16 protein-coding genes are annotated in these 17,302 nt (G+C 36.0%); 5 read left to right on the forward strand and 11 right to left on the reverse strand.

Annotated elements, in window-relative coordinates; all coding sequences use genetic code 11:
- Positions 1 to 91 precede the first annotated feature (91 nt).
- The 11 genes from O9307_RS07700 to O9307_RS07750 all read right to left on the reverse strand — a co-directional run bounded on the left by O9307_RS07700 (position 92) and on the right by O9307_RS07750 (position 12,223).
- A complete protein-coding gene (locus tag O9307_RS07700) occupies positions 92 to 1,810 on the reverse strand; it encodes an ATP-binding protein (protein WP_298297295.1) in 1,719 nt (572 codons plus the stop codon).
- A 19-nt stretch (positions 1,811 to 1,829) separates the two neighbouring features.
- A complete protein-coding gene (locus O9307_RS07705) occupies positions 1,830 to 2,957 on the reverse strand; it encodes a sensor protein KdpD (RefSeq protein WP_298297298.1) in 1,128 nt (375 codons plus the stop codon).
- Positions 2,958 to 3,255: 298 nt separating this feature from the next.
- Complete coding sequence (locus O9307_RS07710) at positions 3,256 to 4,332, reverse strand: porin (RefSeq protein ID WP_298297301.1); 1,077 nt, start codon at positions 4,330 to 4,332, stop codon at positions 3,256 to 3,258.
- A 119-nt stretch (positions 4,333 to 4,451) separates the two neighbouring features.
- Entirely contained in the window at positions 4,452 to 5,006 is a 555-nt protein-coding gene (locus O9307_RS07715) for a K(+)-transporting ATPase subunit C (RefSeq protein ID WP_298297304.1), read from the reverse strand.
- A 176-nt stretch (positions 5,007 to 5,182) separates the two neighbouring features.
- Complete coding sequence (gene kdpB, locus O9307_RS07720) at positions 5,183 to 7,288, reverse strand: potassium-transporting ATPase subunit KdpB (protein WP_298297308.1); 2,106 nt, start codon at positions 7,286 to 7,288, stop codon at positions 5,183 to 5,185.
- Between the two features lie 90 nt (positions 7,289 to 7,378).
- Positions 7,379 to 9,100, reverse strand: coding sequence for a potassium-transporting ATPase subunit KdpA (gene kdpA / locus O9307_RS07725; protein ID WP_298297311.1), 1,722 nt, complete (start codon positions 9,098 to 9,100; stop codon positions 7,379 to 7,381).
- 135 nt (positions 9,101 to 9,235) lie between these two features.
- The gene (gene kdpF / locus O9307_RS07730) at positions 9,236 to 9,313 is read right to left on the reverse strand and encodes a K(+)-transporting ATPase subunit F (protein ID WP_111410498.1); all 78 of its coding nucleotides are present in this window, start codon (positions 9,311 to 9,313) and stop codon (positions 9,236 to 9,238) included.
- A gap of 230 nt (positions 9,314 to 9,543) precedes the next feature.
- Positions 9,544 to 9,825 carry a hypothetical protein gene (locus O9307_RS07735; RefSeq protein ID WP_024982082.1) on the reverse strand — a complete coding sequence of 94 codons (282 nt, stop codon included), beginning with the start codon at positions 9,823 to 9,825 and terminating at the stop codon, positions 9,544 to 9,546.
- Between the two features lie 184 nt (positions 9,826 to 10,009).
- Entirely contained in the window at positions 10,010 to 10,174 is a 165-nt protein-coding gene (locus O9307_RS07740; protein WP_298297314.1) for a hypothetical protein, read from the reverse strand.
- A 240-nt stretch (positions 10,175 to 10,414) separates the two neighbouring features.
- Complete coding sequence (locus tag O9307_RS07745) at positions 10,415 to 11,758, reverse strand: sigma-54 dependent transcriptional regulator (protein ID WP_298297433.1); 1,344 nt, start codon at positions 11,756 to 11,758, stop codon at positions 10,415 to 10,417.
- A gap of 33 nt (positions 11,759 to 11,791) precedes the next feature.
- Entirely contained in the window at positions 11,792 to 12,223 is a 432-nt protein-coding gene (locus tag O9307_RS07750) for a nuclear transport factor 2 family protein (protein WP_298297317.1), read from the reverse strand.
- A gap of 211 nt (positions 12,224 to 12,434) precedes the next feature.
- Between O9307_RS07750 and panB the strand changes: the two genes are divergently transcribed.
- The 5 genes from panB (at position 12,435) to O9307_RS07775 (ending at position 16,847) form a co-directional block, all read left to right on the forward strand.
- Positions 12,435 to 13,253, forward strand: a complete 819-nt coding sequence (gene panB, locus O9307_RS07755; RefSeq protein WP_298297320.1) for a 3-methyl-2-oxobutanoate hydroxymethyltransferase — start codon at positions 12,435 to 12,437, stop codon at positions 13,251 to 13,253.
- A gap of 6 nt (positions 13,254 to 13,259) precedes the next feature.
- Entirely contained in the window at positions 13,260 to 13,949 is a 690-nt protein-coding gene (locus O9307_RS07760) for an RluA family pseudouridine synthase (RefSeq protein ID WP_298297324.1), read from the forward strand.
- A gap of 72 nt (positions 13,950 to 14,021) precedes the next feature.
- Positions 14,022 to 15,350 carry an aldehyde dehydrogenase gene (locus O9307_RS07765; RefSeq protein WP_298297436.1) on the forward strand — a complete coding sequence of 443 codons (1,329 nt, stop codon included), beginning with the start codon at positions 14,022 to 14,024 and terminating at the stop codon, positions 15,348 to 15,350.
- Positions 15,341 to 16,072, forward strand: a complete 732-nt coding sequence (locus O9307_RS07770; protein ID WP_298297327.1) for a nitroreductase family protein — start codon at positions 15,341 to 15,343, stop codon at positions 16,070 to 16,072. The genes O9307_RS07765 and O9307_RS07770 overlap by 10 nt, the downstream gene beginning before the upstream one ends.
- Before the next feature lie 22 nt (positions 16,073 to 16,094).
- Positions 16,095 to 16,847, forward strand: a complete 753-nt coding sequence (locus tag O9307_RS07775) for a hypothetical protein (RefSeq protein ID WP_298297329.1) — start codon at positions 16,095 to 16,097, stop codon at positions 16,845 to 16,847.
- Positions 16,848 to 17,302: the final 455 nt, after the last annotated feature.

Consider the following 17,302-nt stretch of genomic DNA (forward strand, 5'->3'; position numbering starts at 1 on the left):
CGAAGCAACGACTGCCCTAGCCCTGATGGGAACGGCATCCTGTGGCGCTGGGGTTCAGCGACACAGATACAGTGGACAGCAGGATTAGCTCCTAAACACTTCCTAATTTGAAATAAAAAGTACATCCTAATCCAAGGTCACTTTTTACGCCAATAGTCCCGTTTTGAGCCTCGATGAACTCTTTTGAAATGGCCAATCCAAGTCCAGTACCCGTTTTATGACTCCCTGGAATTTGGAAATATTTATCGAAAACTTTGCTTTTGTATCGAACATCTATTCCTTTTCCTTTGTCAATTACCGAAAAAACAACTTGATGTTTTTCGCTTGTTAATTGTATGGTAATCGTGCTTTTTTCGGAGGAATATCGTATGGCATTGGTCAAAAAATTAATCAACACCCATACGGTTTTCTCACTATCCGCTTTGATGCTTGGCAGGTTTTCATCCGCTTCGACGACTAGTTCAATCTGTTTTTGCTCTGCTTGTACTTTTACGGCTTCTGTGGCATACTGTGCCATTTCGTATGGATTGCTTCTTTCGATATTCAACTGAATGTTTCCAGTTTCTACTTGTGAAAGTTCCAATAATTCTCCTGTAATTTTCAACAAACGGTCACTATCTTCCTTGATGCTATCGACCAAGTGTTTTTGTTCTTCGTTAATAATACCTGTTCTTTTATTTTCAAGCAATTGCAGGCTCATTTTTATGGAAGCAATAGGCGTTTTTAATTCGTGGGAAACAGTCGCAATAAAATTGGTTTTGGCAAAATCTAGTTCTTTGAAAAAAGTAATATTTCTCAAAATAATAACATTTCCAATGGTTATCGCTTGGTCCTCGCCTGTTGGTTTTATGGTGATTTTTACGATTTCTTTTTCAAAATAACTTTCTTTAGCATCGGCGAAAATTTTCATTATTTGCGCTTTTTCATTTTCTGATTTTTCTATGAGCAAAGATTGCATCAAATCGTTCGTCAATGCCAAATTTTTAGCCGATTTTCCGACAACCTCCTCTTGTTTCAAGCCCATAATTTTGATGGCTTCATCATTGATAAACAAAATATTTTCCTCATTATCCAAACCTATAATTGGGTCGTGCATATTGTTAATCAAAGTCTCTAAACGTTTTTTCTCAAAAGACAATTTGTACAAATTGCTATTGTGGTATTCTTGCAATTTTTCGGCCATTGTATTAAAGGAATTGGCTAAGTCTCCAAATTCGTTATGATTCATAAAATGCACCCTTTCGGTATAGTTTTTATTGGCGATTTGCTGAATACTTGCTGTAAGTTCCTTGATGGGATTGGCAATGTTATTGGGTAAGTTGACCAACAAATTAAAGGCAATCAAAAAGCACAGCGTTCCCACAACTGCAATCCAAAAATTGGCTTTTTCGGCGGATTGTTGGGCGATAGCTCCTTTTTCCTTGATGGCATTCATATTCAATTGCATAATATCATAAATATCGGTTCGAATTTGTTCTTTTAGCTTTTCATCCTGAAGATTTTGTTTCAAAAAAGCAAAACCTTGCTTGAGTCGCATCGTTTTTTCGAACTCGCCTTTTTCTGTAATATTAGCCACTTGAGCCTCTAAATTCTTTTGAAAAACGGCAACTTCACCCACGGAATCAGGCGTAATTTTATCCAAAGCCGTTAGCATATTTCGAGAGTATTCTAAGGTGATATAGTTGGCTTTTAAAATATTTTGAGTGTCTTTTTTTATCAAAAAAACGTAATAGGAACTAACCAATGACAGGATAATGATTAAGCAAAATAGCAATCCTACGCCTAGATTCAATTTCGTTTTAATTCTCATTTTGTGATAGCATTATAAATTATGATAAAATTACTAAATCAACATTCGATAACGAAAGCGTATTCAATAATCGTCTGAAAAGTGAGGTTGATAAAATAGCCTTTATTAGACTATACTGTGGTTTTCCAATACAAACTGTTGTAATTTGTTTTTGTTCGACTATGGACAAAATGGCATCGGTGATTTTTTTATTTTCTACTTTAATGACTTCTGCGCCTAATTCTGTGGCTAGTTTAAAATTATTAATCAAGCGTCTTTGTTTGTCCAAAGCAATTTTGTCGCTGCTCTCCTTTGGTGTTTCCACATACAAAACATACCAATCGCTATTGTAATAAGTAGCCAAACGAGCCGTTTTTCGAATCACAATTTTGGCAGTTACATCATTAGAACTGATGCAAGCCAATAATTTTTCGTGACGCAATGCGCTTTTTTTAGGGATTTCATTTTCTACTTTTCGAACGACTTGGCTCGCCACTTCTTTCAATGCTAATTCACGCAATTGCAAAATTTGATCCGACTTGAAAAAATTATTCAAAGCCGTCTGAATTTTATCCGGAGTGTAGATTTTACCTTCCTTTAATCTGGCAATCAAATCCTCCGAAGTCAAATCGATATTCACCACCTCATCGGCCATTCGGAGCACATTATCAGGAACTCTTTCTTTGACATCTATATTGGTAATCTGCTTTACATTTTCATTCAAACTCTCAATATGCTGGATATTTACTGCCGAAATCACATTGATTCCTGCTTCGAGAATTTCCAAAACATCTTGCCAGCGTTTTTCGTTTTTACTTCCTTCAATATTGGTGTGCGCCAGTTCATCTACAATCACCACTTCGGGACGCAGATTGATAATCGCTTGCACATCTAGTTCTTGGAGCTGCTTGCCTTTATAAAAAATACTTCGACGCGCTATAATTGGCAAACCGTCAAGTAATTCGTGGGTTTCCTTTCGATTATGCGTTTCGACATAGCCAATCTTAACGTCAATTCCTTTCTTTAATAACGTATGCGCTTCTTGCAACATTCGATACGTTTTGCCAACACCCGCAATCATCCCAATGTAAACTTTGAACTTTCCTCTGCGCGATTTTTGGATTAAATCGAGAAAGTGCTTTACGTTATTTTCTTTTTCATTGTCCATACTAAACAATTTGGTTCTTAGCATTTAAACCGTTAAGATGTTAAAACAACTAACATCTTAATGGCAAATAATTGGTAGCATTACCCATTGGGGAAATACAACTTAAATAAACAATTAACCACATAGAATCTTAGATTAAAGCAAATCAACACAGAAAAAAAAGAAATAACACTATTTTTCACATAGATAAGCTATGTGAATAGTAAAACGTCTATTTATATCTTTTAAAAGAAACTCTAAATTCTATGTATCTCCTATGTGGTAAAAAAAAATCATCCAAAAGATTACAACTTCTCTTTTACAAAGAAATGACGAGAGATGTAGTTAAGAATACATTACTATTGGTTGGATTATTGTTCTTTAAAAAGATATCGTCTTTACTATTTAATGATCTCGCTTCCAATCGGAACATAATGTTATTGGCTACCAAATAATCAAAATTTGCCGAGAAACCATAGGTCTTAAACCCATTTGGCGTTCCTGTTGCTATCATTACCCCATTTTTATCCTGATAATATTCTCCTCTAGCGGCCAACTGAATTTTGTCTGTGGGCTTGTATTGAACGATTACTGATGGATTGTACCAAACATCGTAATCGCTACTTCCTTTTGCGGATTGCTGCGCTCCAATATCAAAACCGGCAATTACACTTGTTTTTTCGGTCACTTTAAATGTTCCGAAAAAATCGTTGAAATAGCGCCATTTCTTATCTATATCAGGTTGTTCATTCCCAACGTAAGTACTCCAATTTAAGGATAGACTTGCCGATGGTTTAAAAGTTACTTGAGTTCCAAAGGCAGGCGTTTGATTGCCATCCATTTTTTGGATACGTTGCCATCCATTCAAATACATTGCTGCTAGATACCATTTTTCAGACGCAGAAGTGTAGCCTATTTTTACACCCGTTTCATAATAAGGCGTATTATCCGCACCTATACTTCGGGTCAACGTCATACAATCTTTCCCGATCGCACTTTCAAAACCAATATGCGAAGGCATAACTCCAGCATCAATCCAAAGATTATGTTCTTTTGAAATTTTTACACCCACATTCGCTTCAAACACATTTTGCAACAAGTCCTGCTCGGCCGCCATATTGTACTGAGCATAAGTGCCCGCCATAAGTGCGAAATTGGCACGAACATTCTCTTTCGAATAATTCATTTTGGCGATTCCTAAATTCAAATTCACCTCATTTGATTTATTATAATTGTAAATAAATCCCGGTTTGGTATGATTGTCTGGTTTCCCAAAATCATAACTGTAATAAAGATCTATATACCCTGAAAAAGTAAGGGGACTTTTTGATGCTTCTTGAGCATAAATTGTTGTAAAACCGAAAGCCAAAAAGGCTGAGACTAGTATTTTTTTCACTTTATTTAATTATTTATTATTTGGAGCCCAGCTATTCACTGCAATCTTTAGTGCCAAACCCTGGCACTAAAGGATTTCCGTTGCTATCTGGGCTAGGGCATTTCGTATTTCAAGACGTTTTATTTTAATTTATCTAAGGCTACATTCAACTCTAAAACATTTACCGTTGAAGTTCCCATTACCGATGGTTTGTTGATGTTAGATTCCACCAACGCTTTTACTTTTTCTTCAGATAATTTTCTAACTTGAGCAACTCTTTTCACCTGAATCAAAGCACCTTCTGGTGAAATATTGGGGTCCAAACCACTTCCCGAAGCCGTTACCAAATCCGATGGAATCTCGGCTTTTTTCAAATACGGGTGCACCACCAAAAACGTGTCAATTCTTTTTTGAACCAAAGCCAGATACTCTGCATTGCTTGGTCCTTTGTTGCTTCCCGCACTTCCTGCAGCATTATAATCAACTGCCGATGGACGCCCCCAAAAATAGTTAGCTTTATCAAATTTTTGACCTATTTTTTGATACCCTATTACTTTTCCATCAACAGTAATGGTTTCTCCCTTTCCGTTATTGGGAGCAAATTGTGCAATGCCATAAATAGCCAATGGATAAATTACAGCGAATAAAATTACCATTAATACGGTGAATTTTAGTATTGAAAATATGTTTTTCATTTTTGTTTTTGTTTTTTCCTCACCCCCAGCTCCTCTCCTTTGGAGAGGGGAGCCATAGTGGATGAACAAGTTGTTAATGTTACTTCTATTTTGAATCATAAACTGAATGATTTACTAATTATCTATTTCAGTTTCGTCCCCCCCTCTCCTTTGGAGAGGGGGTTGGGGGGTGAGGATTATATAAATAACGTTACCACCAAATCGATGGCTTTAATTCCAATAAAAGGCACAATTATCCCTCCCAAACCGTAAATCAACAGGTTTCTTCTTAAGATAGCTTCTGCACCAATTGGTTTGTAATCCACTCCTCTTAAGGCTAACGGAATCAAAATCGGGATGATAATCGCATTGAAAATCACCGCTGATAAAATAGCACTTTCAGGGCTGTGTAGTTGCATAATATTCAATCCTTGCAAGGCAGGAATTGCTGTGATGAATAAAGCAGGAACGATAGCAAAATATTTAGCTACGTCATTCGCAATGGAGAAAGTAGTAAGCGTTCCTCTGGTCATCAATAGTTGTTTTCCAATTTCTATGATTTCGATTAACTTGGTAGGGTCATTGTCTAAATCCACCATATTACCCGCTTCTTTAGCGGCTTGAGTTCCGCTGTTCATCGCAACCCCAACATTGGCTTGAGCCAAAGCAGGTGCATCATTGGTACCATCACCCATCATCGCTACAAGTTTACCTTGTTCTTGCTCATTTTTGATGTAATTCATTTTATCCTCAGGCTTGGCTTCGGCAATAAAATCATCCACACCCGCAGCTTCGGCAATAAACTTGGCAGTCAATGGATTATCTCCTGTTACCATCACGGTTTTTACTCCCATTTTTCTCAAACGTTCAAAACGTTCTTTCATTCCCGTTTTGATAATATCTTGCAACTCAATTACCCCTTGAACAGCGTTATTTTTTACAACTACCAAGGGCGTTCCTCCTTTTGATGAAATAGTGATAACCGTTTGTGCGATATCTTCTGGAAAAACATTTCCTGCTTGCTGAACGATGTTTTTTACAGCATCTTGAGCGCCTTTTCTAATGTTGGTTCCGTCTCTTAAAACTACGCCACTGGTTCTGGTTTCGGCAGTAAATTTTATAGTTTGTGAGATGTGAGAAGAAAGTTGTGAAATGCTTTCTTTAATTTTGCCTTTTACATCTAACATTTCACTTAATTCCACAATACTTTTCCCTTCTGGAGTATCATCTGCCAAAGAACTTAAAACAGCCGATTGAATAAATTCGTCTTGCGAAACTCCTTTTGCGGGATAAAAATTTGTTGCTTTTCTGTTTCCGATGGTGATGGTTCCGGTTTTATCCAAAAGCAACACATCAATATCTCCCGCAGTTTCTACCGCTTTACCAGATTTGGTGATCACATTGGCACGCAACGCTCTATCCATACCCGCTATTCCAATGGCAGAAAGTAATCCACCAATAGTCGTTGGAATCAAACAGACGAAAAGCGAAATGAAAGCTGCAATGGTAATAGGTGCATTAGCATAATCTGCAAAAGGTTTCAAGGTCACACAAACAATCACGAAGATTAAGGTAAATGCAGCCAAAAGAATGGTCAAAGCAATTTCGTTTGGTGTTTTCTGACGGCTTGCTCCTTCTACCAAAGCAATCATTTTGTCCAAGAAACTTTCTCCTGGCTCTGAAGTTACTATTACTTTAATTTTATCAGACAGTACTTTTGTCCCTCCAGTTACCGATGATTTGTCACCACCTGCTTCACGAATCACGGGAGCACTTTCTCCGGTAATGGCACTTTCATCAATGGTTGCTAATCCTTCGATGATTTCACCATCTGTGGCAATCAAATCGCCAGATTCGCAGATGAAAACATCTCCTTTTTTAAGTTGTGAAGAGGTTAGATGTGAAAAGTGAGAGGCATCAAGATTGTGGAGTAAGACATCTAACATGTCACTTTTTACTTTTTTCACAGATGTTTCTTCGCGTGTTTTTCGCAAACTATCAGCTTGAGCTTTCCCACGGGCTTCGGCAATCGCTTCGGCAAAATTGGCGAACAAAAGTGTTGCAAATAAAATCAAGAATACAATGAGATTGTAAGCAAAACTACCTTCCTCCCCCGGCCCCTCCGAAGGAGGGGAGAACAAAACATACAAAGAAACTATCAGCATTATAGCAGTACCAATTTCAACGGTAAACATTACCGGATTTCTGAACATTGTTTTTGGATTAAGCTTTACAAAAGACTGCACTAGTGCTTCTTTTACTTGCTTACTTTCAAACAATGATTTGGAATTATTTTTAGTCATTTTTAAAACGAGTTAAATGTTTAAATGTTATTCGATTATGATTAGTGGTCTCCGTTTTTTTACTTCTAACCGCTAACTTCTAACTTTTTTCTATTTTAATGTAAAATATTCTGCCAATGGTCCTAAAGTCAATGCTGGGAAGAAAGATAAGGCTGCAATAATTGCGATTACGGCAAAAATCATCACACCAAAAATGGTAGTATCTGTTTTTAAAGTTCCCGCGCTTTCTGGAATGTATTTTTTATTAGCCAATAATCCTGCGATAGCCAAAGGTCCAATTATTGGAAGGAAACGGCTTAACAACAACACTATTCCTGTAGTAATATTCCAAAACGGATTGTTATCTCCTAACCCTTCAAAACCAGAACCATTATTGGCCGCACTCGAAGTGAATTCATAAAGCATTTCGGAGAATCCGTGATGACCAGGATTATTCAACCAACCAGTAGCATTTCCGTTAAACCAATAGCCCATTGCGGTATCATTCGCCGCAAAATAAGTAGCCAAAGCAGTGCCTGATAAGATTAATAAAGGATGGAGAATGGCAATAAAAGCAGCAATTTTTACCTCTCTAGCTTCGATTTTCTTTCCTAAGAATTCAGGAGTTCGTCCTACCATTAATCCAGAAATGAATACTGCCAAAATTATAAAAACATAAAAATTCAACCATCCTACACCACAACCGCCATAAAAAGCATTGACCATCATAGCCAATAATTGCATCGCCCCAGAAACTGGCATCGAACTATCGTGCATACTATTTACAGAACCTGTAGAAATCACAGTAGTGGCTATGCTCCAAAATCCAGAAATAGCAGTCCCAAAACGTACTTCCTTTCCTTCCATCGCACCGGTTGCTTGGGCAATTCCCATCTTTTCAATAGCTGGATTTCCGTTAATTTCACTAATCATTGTTGGAATAACGAGTAGTAAGAAACCAACCGTCATCACTCCAAAAACGATATAAGAAAACTTCCTTTTATTGAGGAAAAAACCTAAAGCAAAAATCATTGCAAACGGAATAATTAACTGCGCCCACAATTCAACCGCATTGGTTAGATAAGTAGGATTCTCTAAGGGATGAGCCGAATTCGCTCCAAAAAAACCACCTCCATTTGTACCAATATGTTTGATACCAATAAATGCAGCAGCTGGACCACGAGAAACTTCAACAGTATCTCCTTGCAAAGTCATTATTTTATCTTTCCCTTCAAATGTCATTGGAGTTCCACTAAATACAAGAACTACAGCAACAATAGCAGCAAGAGGTAATAAAATACGAGTACAACTTTTGATAAAAAAATTGTAAAAATTCCCTAGTTTATCTGTGCTTTTCTCTCTCATAGCCACAAAAACCATAGCAGCAGCAGCCATTCCTGTACCTGCAGAAACAAATTGCAAGAACATTAAAAATAGTTGTCCCAAATAAGAAAGCCCTGTTTCACCAGAATAGTGTTGCAGATTACAATTCACTACAAATGAAATGGCGGTATTAAAGGCCAAATCGGGCGACATAGATGGGTTTCCGTCTGGATTTAATGGCAAACTACCTTGGAAGAGTAGCACAAAAAAACAAAGGAAAAACCAAACCATATTCACGCTCAAAAGCGCTTTTAAATGTTGCTTCCAGTTCATTTCTTCAGTAGCGTTGATGCCACTTATTTTGAAAATAAATTTTTCAATAGGATTAAAAATGGCATCAAGCATTGTTTTATCTCCCAAAAAAAATTTAGCTATATATCTTCCAACAGGAATAGCCAAAACAATAGTGAGGATAAAAATACTGATGACGCCAAAAAATTCTGTGTTCATATTATGTGATTTGTTAATTGTGAGACGTGAAATGTGAGATGTGAGATGTGAAATGTGAGATGTGAACTGAAATTTAGGTTTTGGTGCCAAGATATTCTTTCAACTTTTCACTTCTCACTAATTACATTTCACCTATTAAAATTTTTCGGGTTTAATTAGTACATAAACCAAATAACCGAATACGGCAAGTGCGACAATAAATAGTGCGGTCATAATTTTAGATTTTTTCAAAGAATTCGACGGATTTAAAACAAAGCGCAAAGAGCAAAGCGCCTAAAGCGAGTAAAAGAATAGTATTTAACATAAGATTTAAGATATTAGAATTTAGATTTAAGATTATTAAGAGATAATTGATTTAGAATTAGCGACTTAACCTTGTTTCCAAATAATGGTTTATAGTTTTTAGTCTTTTATCTATATTCTATCATCTTATTCTCTTTTTTTTAAACGCCTGAGGTATTGATTTGTTTAACATATTCCGCTTTTAACAGTGGCGGAAAAAAGTTCGAGATACTGCAATGACGCAGTTCCATAAACTGAGAAATAGAAAATACATAGACATTTGTAATAGCATTTTGGGTTTCTTTCGTTCCTGAAACAAAAAGAGATTCTGCCACCGAAAGGCATTTTTTAGCTCTGGTAATATTTCCTAAAATGATAGCCGTTTTGGTAATCGCTGCGAAACGTTCGGCTTGTTTGTATACATTGGTAATCTGATTTTTCATAACAATGATTTTTATGTTGTGCTGTGCTTATGCCAAAAGTTGTTCCGAAAAAACACCAAACACTCTAAAACATTGTTAACAAAAGGATTGCGAAAAATACCTTGTAATAGGGCATAAAAAAAGCCTATCAAAATGATAAGCTTTTCTCAAAACGATACGTTTTTATTTAATATTTTACATGGAATTATTTTGATAACTCCTTATTCGTTTTCTTTTTTAATGATTTTGATTTTGCATTTTTTTGCTTTTCGATATTCATTATTTTTCTGAACTCAATAAGTTCCTCCTCGCTCCAGGGTTCTGATTTTATAGAAAAATCAATTTCTTTAGGTTCTTTAATTATATTCATCTTTAGTAATTTTTAAAATAATGATTAACTAATTTCATGGCTGCTTTAGTTTCAATATACATTCTTAAACCTCTAAAATGAGTCGCAAACTGAGTTTCTTGATTAACAATTAAGGTGTCGAAAACTTCGGCTATTATTGTATTTTAAATCGAGTTTGTCAACTTATCGATAACAAAATCAAGCGGTTTCTTATCTGCTTCAAACATAAAACTAATTTACAAAATTAAATTCAAAATAAACCTAGTGAATATTGTATTCGTCCAATTTACGGTAGAGCGTAGCAATTCCAATTTCGAGTAACCTAGCAGCTTCTGCTTTGTTGCCTTTGGTGTAAGCTAATACTTTTTGAATGTGCCCTTTTTCGATGGTTTGCATGGCCAAAGCCGAAGTACTTTTATTAGAATGTTCTTGCTGATGTTGAATTTCATAAGGTAAAACGTCTTGAGTGAGAGTGTCACCATTGACCAAAATCACCGAACGCTCAATCACGTTTTTCAATTCGCGAATATTCCCTGGCCATTGGTATTCCTCTAATTTTTGGATAAAATCGGCACCAATAAGTAGCTTTTTCTTGTTGGTTTTTTCAGCAAACTGCGCCACAAAAAAGGAGGTTAAAACGGTAATATCTTTTACTCTCTCTCGCAAGGGCGGAAGGTGAATTTCAAAAATATTCAATCGGAAATACAAATCCGAACGAAAATGATGCGCTTCACTTTCTTGTTTCAAATCGCGATTGGTTGCCGTAATCAACCTGAAATTAGATTTTCTTGGAGTAGTTTCGCCCAAAGGAATGTATTCATTGGTTTCTAAAACACGTAATAATTTGGCTTGCAACTCGAGTGGCATTTCGCCTATTTCGTCCAAAAATAGTGTACCATCATTGGCTTCTTCAATGAATCCTTTTTTATCTTTTAGTGCACCCGTAAAAGCACCTTGTTTATGACCGAACAACTCGCTTTCTAAAATTTCTTTACTAAAAGTACTGCAATTTAATGCTACAAAGGATTTGCCTACTCTGGTACTGTTTTCGTGAATGGCTTGTGCAAAAACTTCTTTCCCTGTCCCCGTTTCGCCGGTTAACAAAACGGTAGAATCGGTTTGAGCTACTTTTTTGGCTAAATCAATCACTTGCTCCAAGCCTTTAGATTTTCCAAGAATCGATTCAAAAGAAAATTGTGCTCCTATGCGTTGTTCGAGTTGTCGCACTTTTTTCTGTAGTTGCACTTTTTCTAGGGCTTTGTACAATAGCGGAATAATTTTATCATTATCATCGCCTTTGACGATATAATCAAAAGCACCGTTTTTCATCGCTTGCACCCCATCGGCAATATTGCCATAAGCAGTGAGCAAAATAACTTCGACTAATGGGTCTGCCTTTTTTAATTGAGGTACAAAATCGACTCCGCTCCCATCGGGTAATTTGACATCGCACAGCACCACATCAAGATCATTTTGCTCTACTTTTTTCAAGCCTGATTTTAAATCTCCAGCTTCTAGAACGTCAAAATTTTCAGCTTTTATGATGCGAGCGAGTAAACCACGTAGTTTTTCTTCGTCGTCTATGATTAGAATTTTTTTCAAAATAGGTAGTGAATTAAAAAAGCAAAATTACTGTATTTACTTTCGTCTTGTATCGATAATCGCTACAATTTTCCATTGGCCATTGTCTTTATACAACGTAAAAACATTGACACCCGAATGGCTTTTTTTTCCATCGACATAAAATTCATAAGGCGTCCAATCGATAGCCATAGTGCCATCAATATGAATCGTATGGCTTAACAAGCGCTCTTCAAACTGCATTGTCGCAGGAATAGAAGCAATGGATTTATAAAATTTTGATGCCGTGTCTGTAGAAAATTGGCTGCCTTTCGCATTCTCTGCTATTGATTGCAAACCCATTTTATCCGAACACACTTTTTGAATCGCAATAGAATCTCTAGAATGAAATCCCTTGAAAAAAGTCTCAATCGTATGTTGTACTTCCAAATTTTGAGCTTGGGTAGTCATTCCGAACAACACCAACATTCCTAGAATAATTTTTCTCATACCAATTTTATTTATAACGTTTTAAATCTCCTAATACTCATTTTAAGAGATGAAGATTAAAGAGTAGTAAAATAAGAAAATAAAAAAGGATTTAAGAAATCTACCTCCTTTTAAATAAAGACAGCTTATAAGAAAAAATATAAAAACAATATCGTACTGCTAAACCTATACAATTTTAGTACTTTTGCACCCTAAAATTAAACATAAAGGTATGTCAGTAGCCAAAAAAGATTACAAAAGAATTACGACCAAATCCTTAATTGAGATGAAAGCCAATGGTGAAAAAATCTCAATGCTTACGGCTTATGATTACACTATGGCCAAAATAGTAGATACTGCGGGTATCGATGTTATTTTAGTGGGGGATTCAGCTTCCAATGTGATGGCAGGTCACGAAACTACTTTGCCTATTACGTTAGACCAAATGATTTATCACGCTTCTTCTGTTGTTAGAGCGGTAGAAAGAGCTTTGGTAGTTGTAGATTTACCATTTGGTAGTTATCAATCCGACCCAAAAGAAGCGCTGCGTTCTTCTATCCGAATTATGAAAGAAAGTGGCGGACACGCTGTAAAATTAGAAGGAGGAAAAGAAATAAAAGAATCCATAAAGAAAATATTGAATGCTGGGATTCCAGTAATGGGACACTTGGGTTTAACTCCACAATCTATCTATAAATTTGGAACGTATACGGTAAGAGCCAAAGAAGAAGCTGAAGCTGAAAAATTAATCGAAGATGCTCAAATGCTAGAAAAATTAGGTTGTTTTGCTTTGGTACTTGAAAAAATACCAGCGCACTTAGCCGAAAAAGTAGCTAAAAGTATTTCTATCCCTGTTATCGGAATTGGTGCTGGTGGTGGCGTTGACGGTCAAGTATTAGTAATTCACGATATGTTAGGAATGAACAACGAATTCAGTCCACGATTCTTACGTCGTTATTTGAATTTGTATGAGCAAATGACCACCGCTATCGGTAGCTATGTCGCCGATGTTAAGTCAAAAGATTTCCCTAACGCTAACGAACAGTACTAAGTCCAAATGAAAATTATCTCTACCAAAAACAATCTTCAAGTCCTTCACGAAGACAATCATTTGATTGTAGTGAACAAACGAGTGGGCGATTTGGTACAAGGAGATAAAACAGGCGACAAACCGCTTTCGGAAGTAGTCAAAGAATACCTTAAAGAAAAATACAACAAACCTGGAGAAGTATTTCTAGGTATTGTTCATCGGTTAGACAGACCTACTACAGGAATCGTAGTTTTTGCTAGAACCAGCAAAGCTTTGACCCGAATGAATGAACTATTTAGCAACCGAGAAACTAAAAAAACCTATTGGGCTGTGGTTAAAAACAAACCCGAAAAACCGCAAGCCCAATTGGTTCATTACCTCAAAAGAAACGAGAAAAATAACACTTCAAAAGCACATAGCAAAGAAGTTCCTGATAGTAAATTGGCGAGTTTGGATTATACCATTATCAAAGAACTTACGAACTATTTTGCTTTAGAAATCAATCTTCACACTGGGAGACATCACCAAATTAGAGCGCAATTAGCTGCAATAAATTGTCCAATAAAAGGCGATTTGAAATATGGTTTTGACCGAAGCAATCCTGATGGTGGCATTCATTTACACGCGAGAAAATTGGTCTTTGTTCATCCCGTTTCAAAAGAACCCTTATCAATTACAGCACCCGTTCCAGACGATGTTATTTGGAAAGCGATTTGATTTTTGTAAAAAAAATTCTTTTTTTCAGTTTTTAAAAATTAACTTGCAGTTCCTAATTTTATCGCTATGGAAATGAATTACAAAACCAGTGTAGCTTTTAGAAAAGAAACCTTAGTAAAACTACTCAATACTATTGTGTTACTAGAAGACGAAATTGTACAAGCGCTTTATGCTGATTTCAAAAAACCTGCCTTTGAAGCCGTTTTGACCGAAACTAATTACGTCATTACAGAATTGAAAGACACCATAAAAAACTTGCATCGATGGGCAAAACCAGAAAGAATATGGCCTTCTATTTTAAATTTCCCGTCAACTGATTATATTCTAAGAGAACCTTACGGGAAAGTATTAATTATTACCCCTTGGAACTATCCTTTTCAATTAGCGCTTTGCCCTTTGGTTTCCGCTGTAGCCGCAGGGAATCAGGTGGTGGTAAAACCTTCGGAATTGACGCCAAACACAACGGCAATAATCAGCAAAATCATTGAAAAAGTATTTCATGCAAACCATGTAAAAGTAGAAAATGGAGGCGTAGAAGTAGCTCAAAAACTCTTGTCGCAACGCTGGGATTATATCTTTTTTACAGGAAGTGTAGCCGTTGGCAAAATTGTTGCCAAAGCTGCTGCCGAACATTTAACCCCGGTAACTTTAGAATTAGGCGGAAAAAATCCTTGTATCATTGATGAAACGGCAAATTTAAAGTTAGCCGCCAAACGAATTGTTTGGGGCAAATTCATCAATGCTGGACAAACATGCATTGCTCCAGATTATATTTTGATACAAAAAGACATGAAAAGTCACTTTGTTGATTATATGAAAGCTGAATTACAAAATGCCTACGGAGAAGAACCAAAAAATTCTCCTGATTTGGCCAGAATAATTAACCAAAAAAATTGGCAGCGATTGGTCAATAAGATTGACTCTCACAAAGTGCTGATTGGTGGTGAATCGGATATTGAGGATTGCTACATTGCTCCTACCCTTATTGAAGAAAATTCATTGGATAGTTTAATCATGCAGGATGAGATCTTTGGCCCTTTACTGCCATTGTTGACCTATGAAGATCCTAAAGAAATTGACGCTATAATTGCACGCTATGAAAAACCATTGGCGCTTTATGTATTTACGGAGAACAAAACTTTTGGAAAAGAAATCATGAAAAAATATGCTTTTGGTGGCGGATGCATCAATGATACCGTAGTACACTTTTCTAACCAAAGACTTCCGTTTGGTGGTGTAGGCCACAGCGGAATTGGAGCGTATCACGGCCGATTAAGTTTTGATGTTTTTTCACACAAAAAAGGAATCGTTAAAAAAGCCAACTGGCTCGACTTGCCAATGCGATATGCTCCTTACAAAGACAAATTACAATCCGTAAAAAAAATGCTACAATGGCTATAGAGAAAACTGTTAGTGAAGCCATTCACTACCGAAGATCCGTTCGCGTTTTTAAAAAAGAAGCTATTGAAGAAGAAAAAGTAAAACAATGTATTGCATTAGCCACTTTGGCAGCAACTAGCAGCAATATGCAACTTTGGGAATTTTATCATATCATAAATCCTGATAAAATTAAAGAAATAGCCAAAGCTAGTTTTGACCAAAGTGCCGCAAAAACAGCCAATCAATTGGTGATTGTTGTAGCTCGAAAAGATTTATGGCGTAAAAGAAAAGAAGCTAACATCTCCTTTTTGAAAGCACTATTCGGAAACAAAAACGAATCTGAGTACACGAAAAGAGAAAAATTCGCCTTGAACTACTACCAAAAAATCATCCCAACCATTTATACCGATTTTTGGGGAATTCTTGGAAGTATAAAATATATAGCTTTTCAGTGTATTGGTTGCTTCAAACCTATTTACAGACAAGCACGCCAAAGTGATATGCGAATCGTAGCGCACAAAAGCGCTGCTTTGGCTGCTCAAAACTTCATGATTAGTATGGCTGCCATAAATTACGACACTTGTCCCATGGAAGGATTTGACTCTTTACGAGTGAAACAAATTATAGGATTACCTAGCAGCAGCGAAATCAATATGATCCTTGGCTGCGGTATCCGTGATGAAAACGGTATCTATGGCGAACGCTTTAGAGTACCATTTGAACAAGTCTATTTTAAACTATAACTAACCTACAAAAACATAACATATGCTTACCCAAAAACCAACTGAAACCAATAAATACAACAATACTTTGGAATTCGAAACGGTATTGAATCATTCTTTTGCTAATTATAAAAAAATAGTTTTGTATGCAGGATTGGCACTTTTTGTTTTCCTTTTTTTCTTTGTAATTTTTTTAAGTGCAGTATCTGCAAGTATTATTGGTACAGAAAACATCAATGAAAGATCCATAGAAAACTTCCAGAAGTTATTACAAACCAAGCCTTATATTTGGTATTCTACGGGCTTTTCTATTCTTTCTACCTGTCTATTAAGTCCATTTATGGCTGGTTTTTACAAAATGGCCGATGCTGCCGAAAAAGACACTTCATTTGGTGTTTCTGGTTTATTTTCAATGTACACTTCTCGTCAGTTTGTCCCAATTGTTGCTGTAACATTTCTTATCGGTTTAGCTACTAATGGTTTGAGTCTTGTTTTTGAAGAAATAGGACTTTCTTTTGTTGGACTCATTTTGACAATAATCATCAGTTTTGTTACACTTTTAACGATTCCATTAATTGTTTTAGGCAATTGTTCTGCTTTAGAATCAATAAAAACAAGTACTACAATAGTTACTAAACAACCTATCGCAATTTTAATGCTTGTCATTGTGGCAATCATTGGCACATTTTTAGGTCTTTTTGCTTTTTGTATTGGCGTATTTTTCACTTATCCTTTTTTAATCTCGGTTGTTTATACCATTTACAATCAAGTAAGTAGTTTCGAAGAAACTGTATAACGATTAAAAAAAAAGATGACATTTTTTTAACTATTTAGTAAACTTATATGTGATAATATTCTACTTTTGACTTCCTTTTCTAGGACTAAATAAAGTACCACAAACCCAAAGCACTGCGATAACATTGTATATCAGACTTTTATATACTGTCATCCATAAACTAACCCTCAAAAGTTGGACTATCACCCTATGGACTAGCGATTTAAAATCTTCATTAAGTAAGATTAGTCATAAAGATTTTGAATTTTTAGTGTTTACTTTTTTTATTGTTTTACTTGTATACATTTATATATCCTTTAAAAAAATAAAAAAGAATAATGCTTTACATGGCAAAGCCATAGGGAAGGAAGAGTTTCAGATATGTTTACTCCTTTTTGGTACTTTTATAATTGCCTTGGAATTGTTTTTTGATTATTTCCAGATTCGCCCACAAAGTTTATTGTATCAAAATACAG

This window comes from Flavobacterium sp. (assembly GCF_027531905.1).
In the GTDB taxonomy this organism is placed as follows: domain Bacteria; phylum Bacteroidota; class Bacteroidia; order Flavobacteriales; family Flavobacteriaceae; genus Flavobacterium.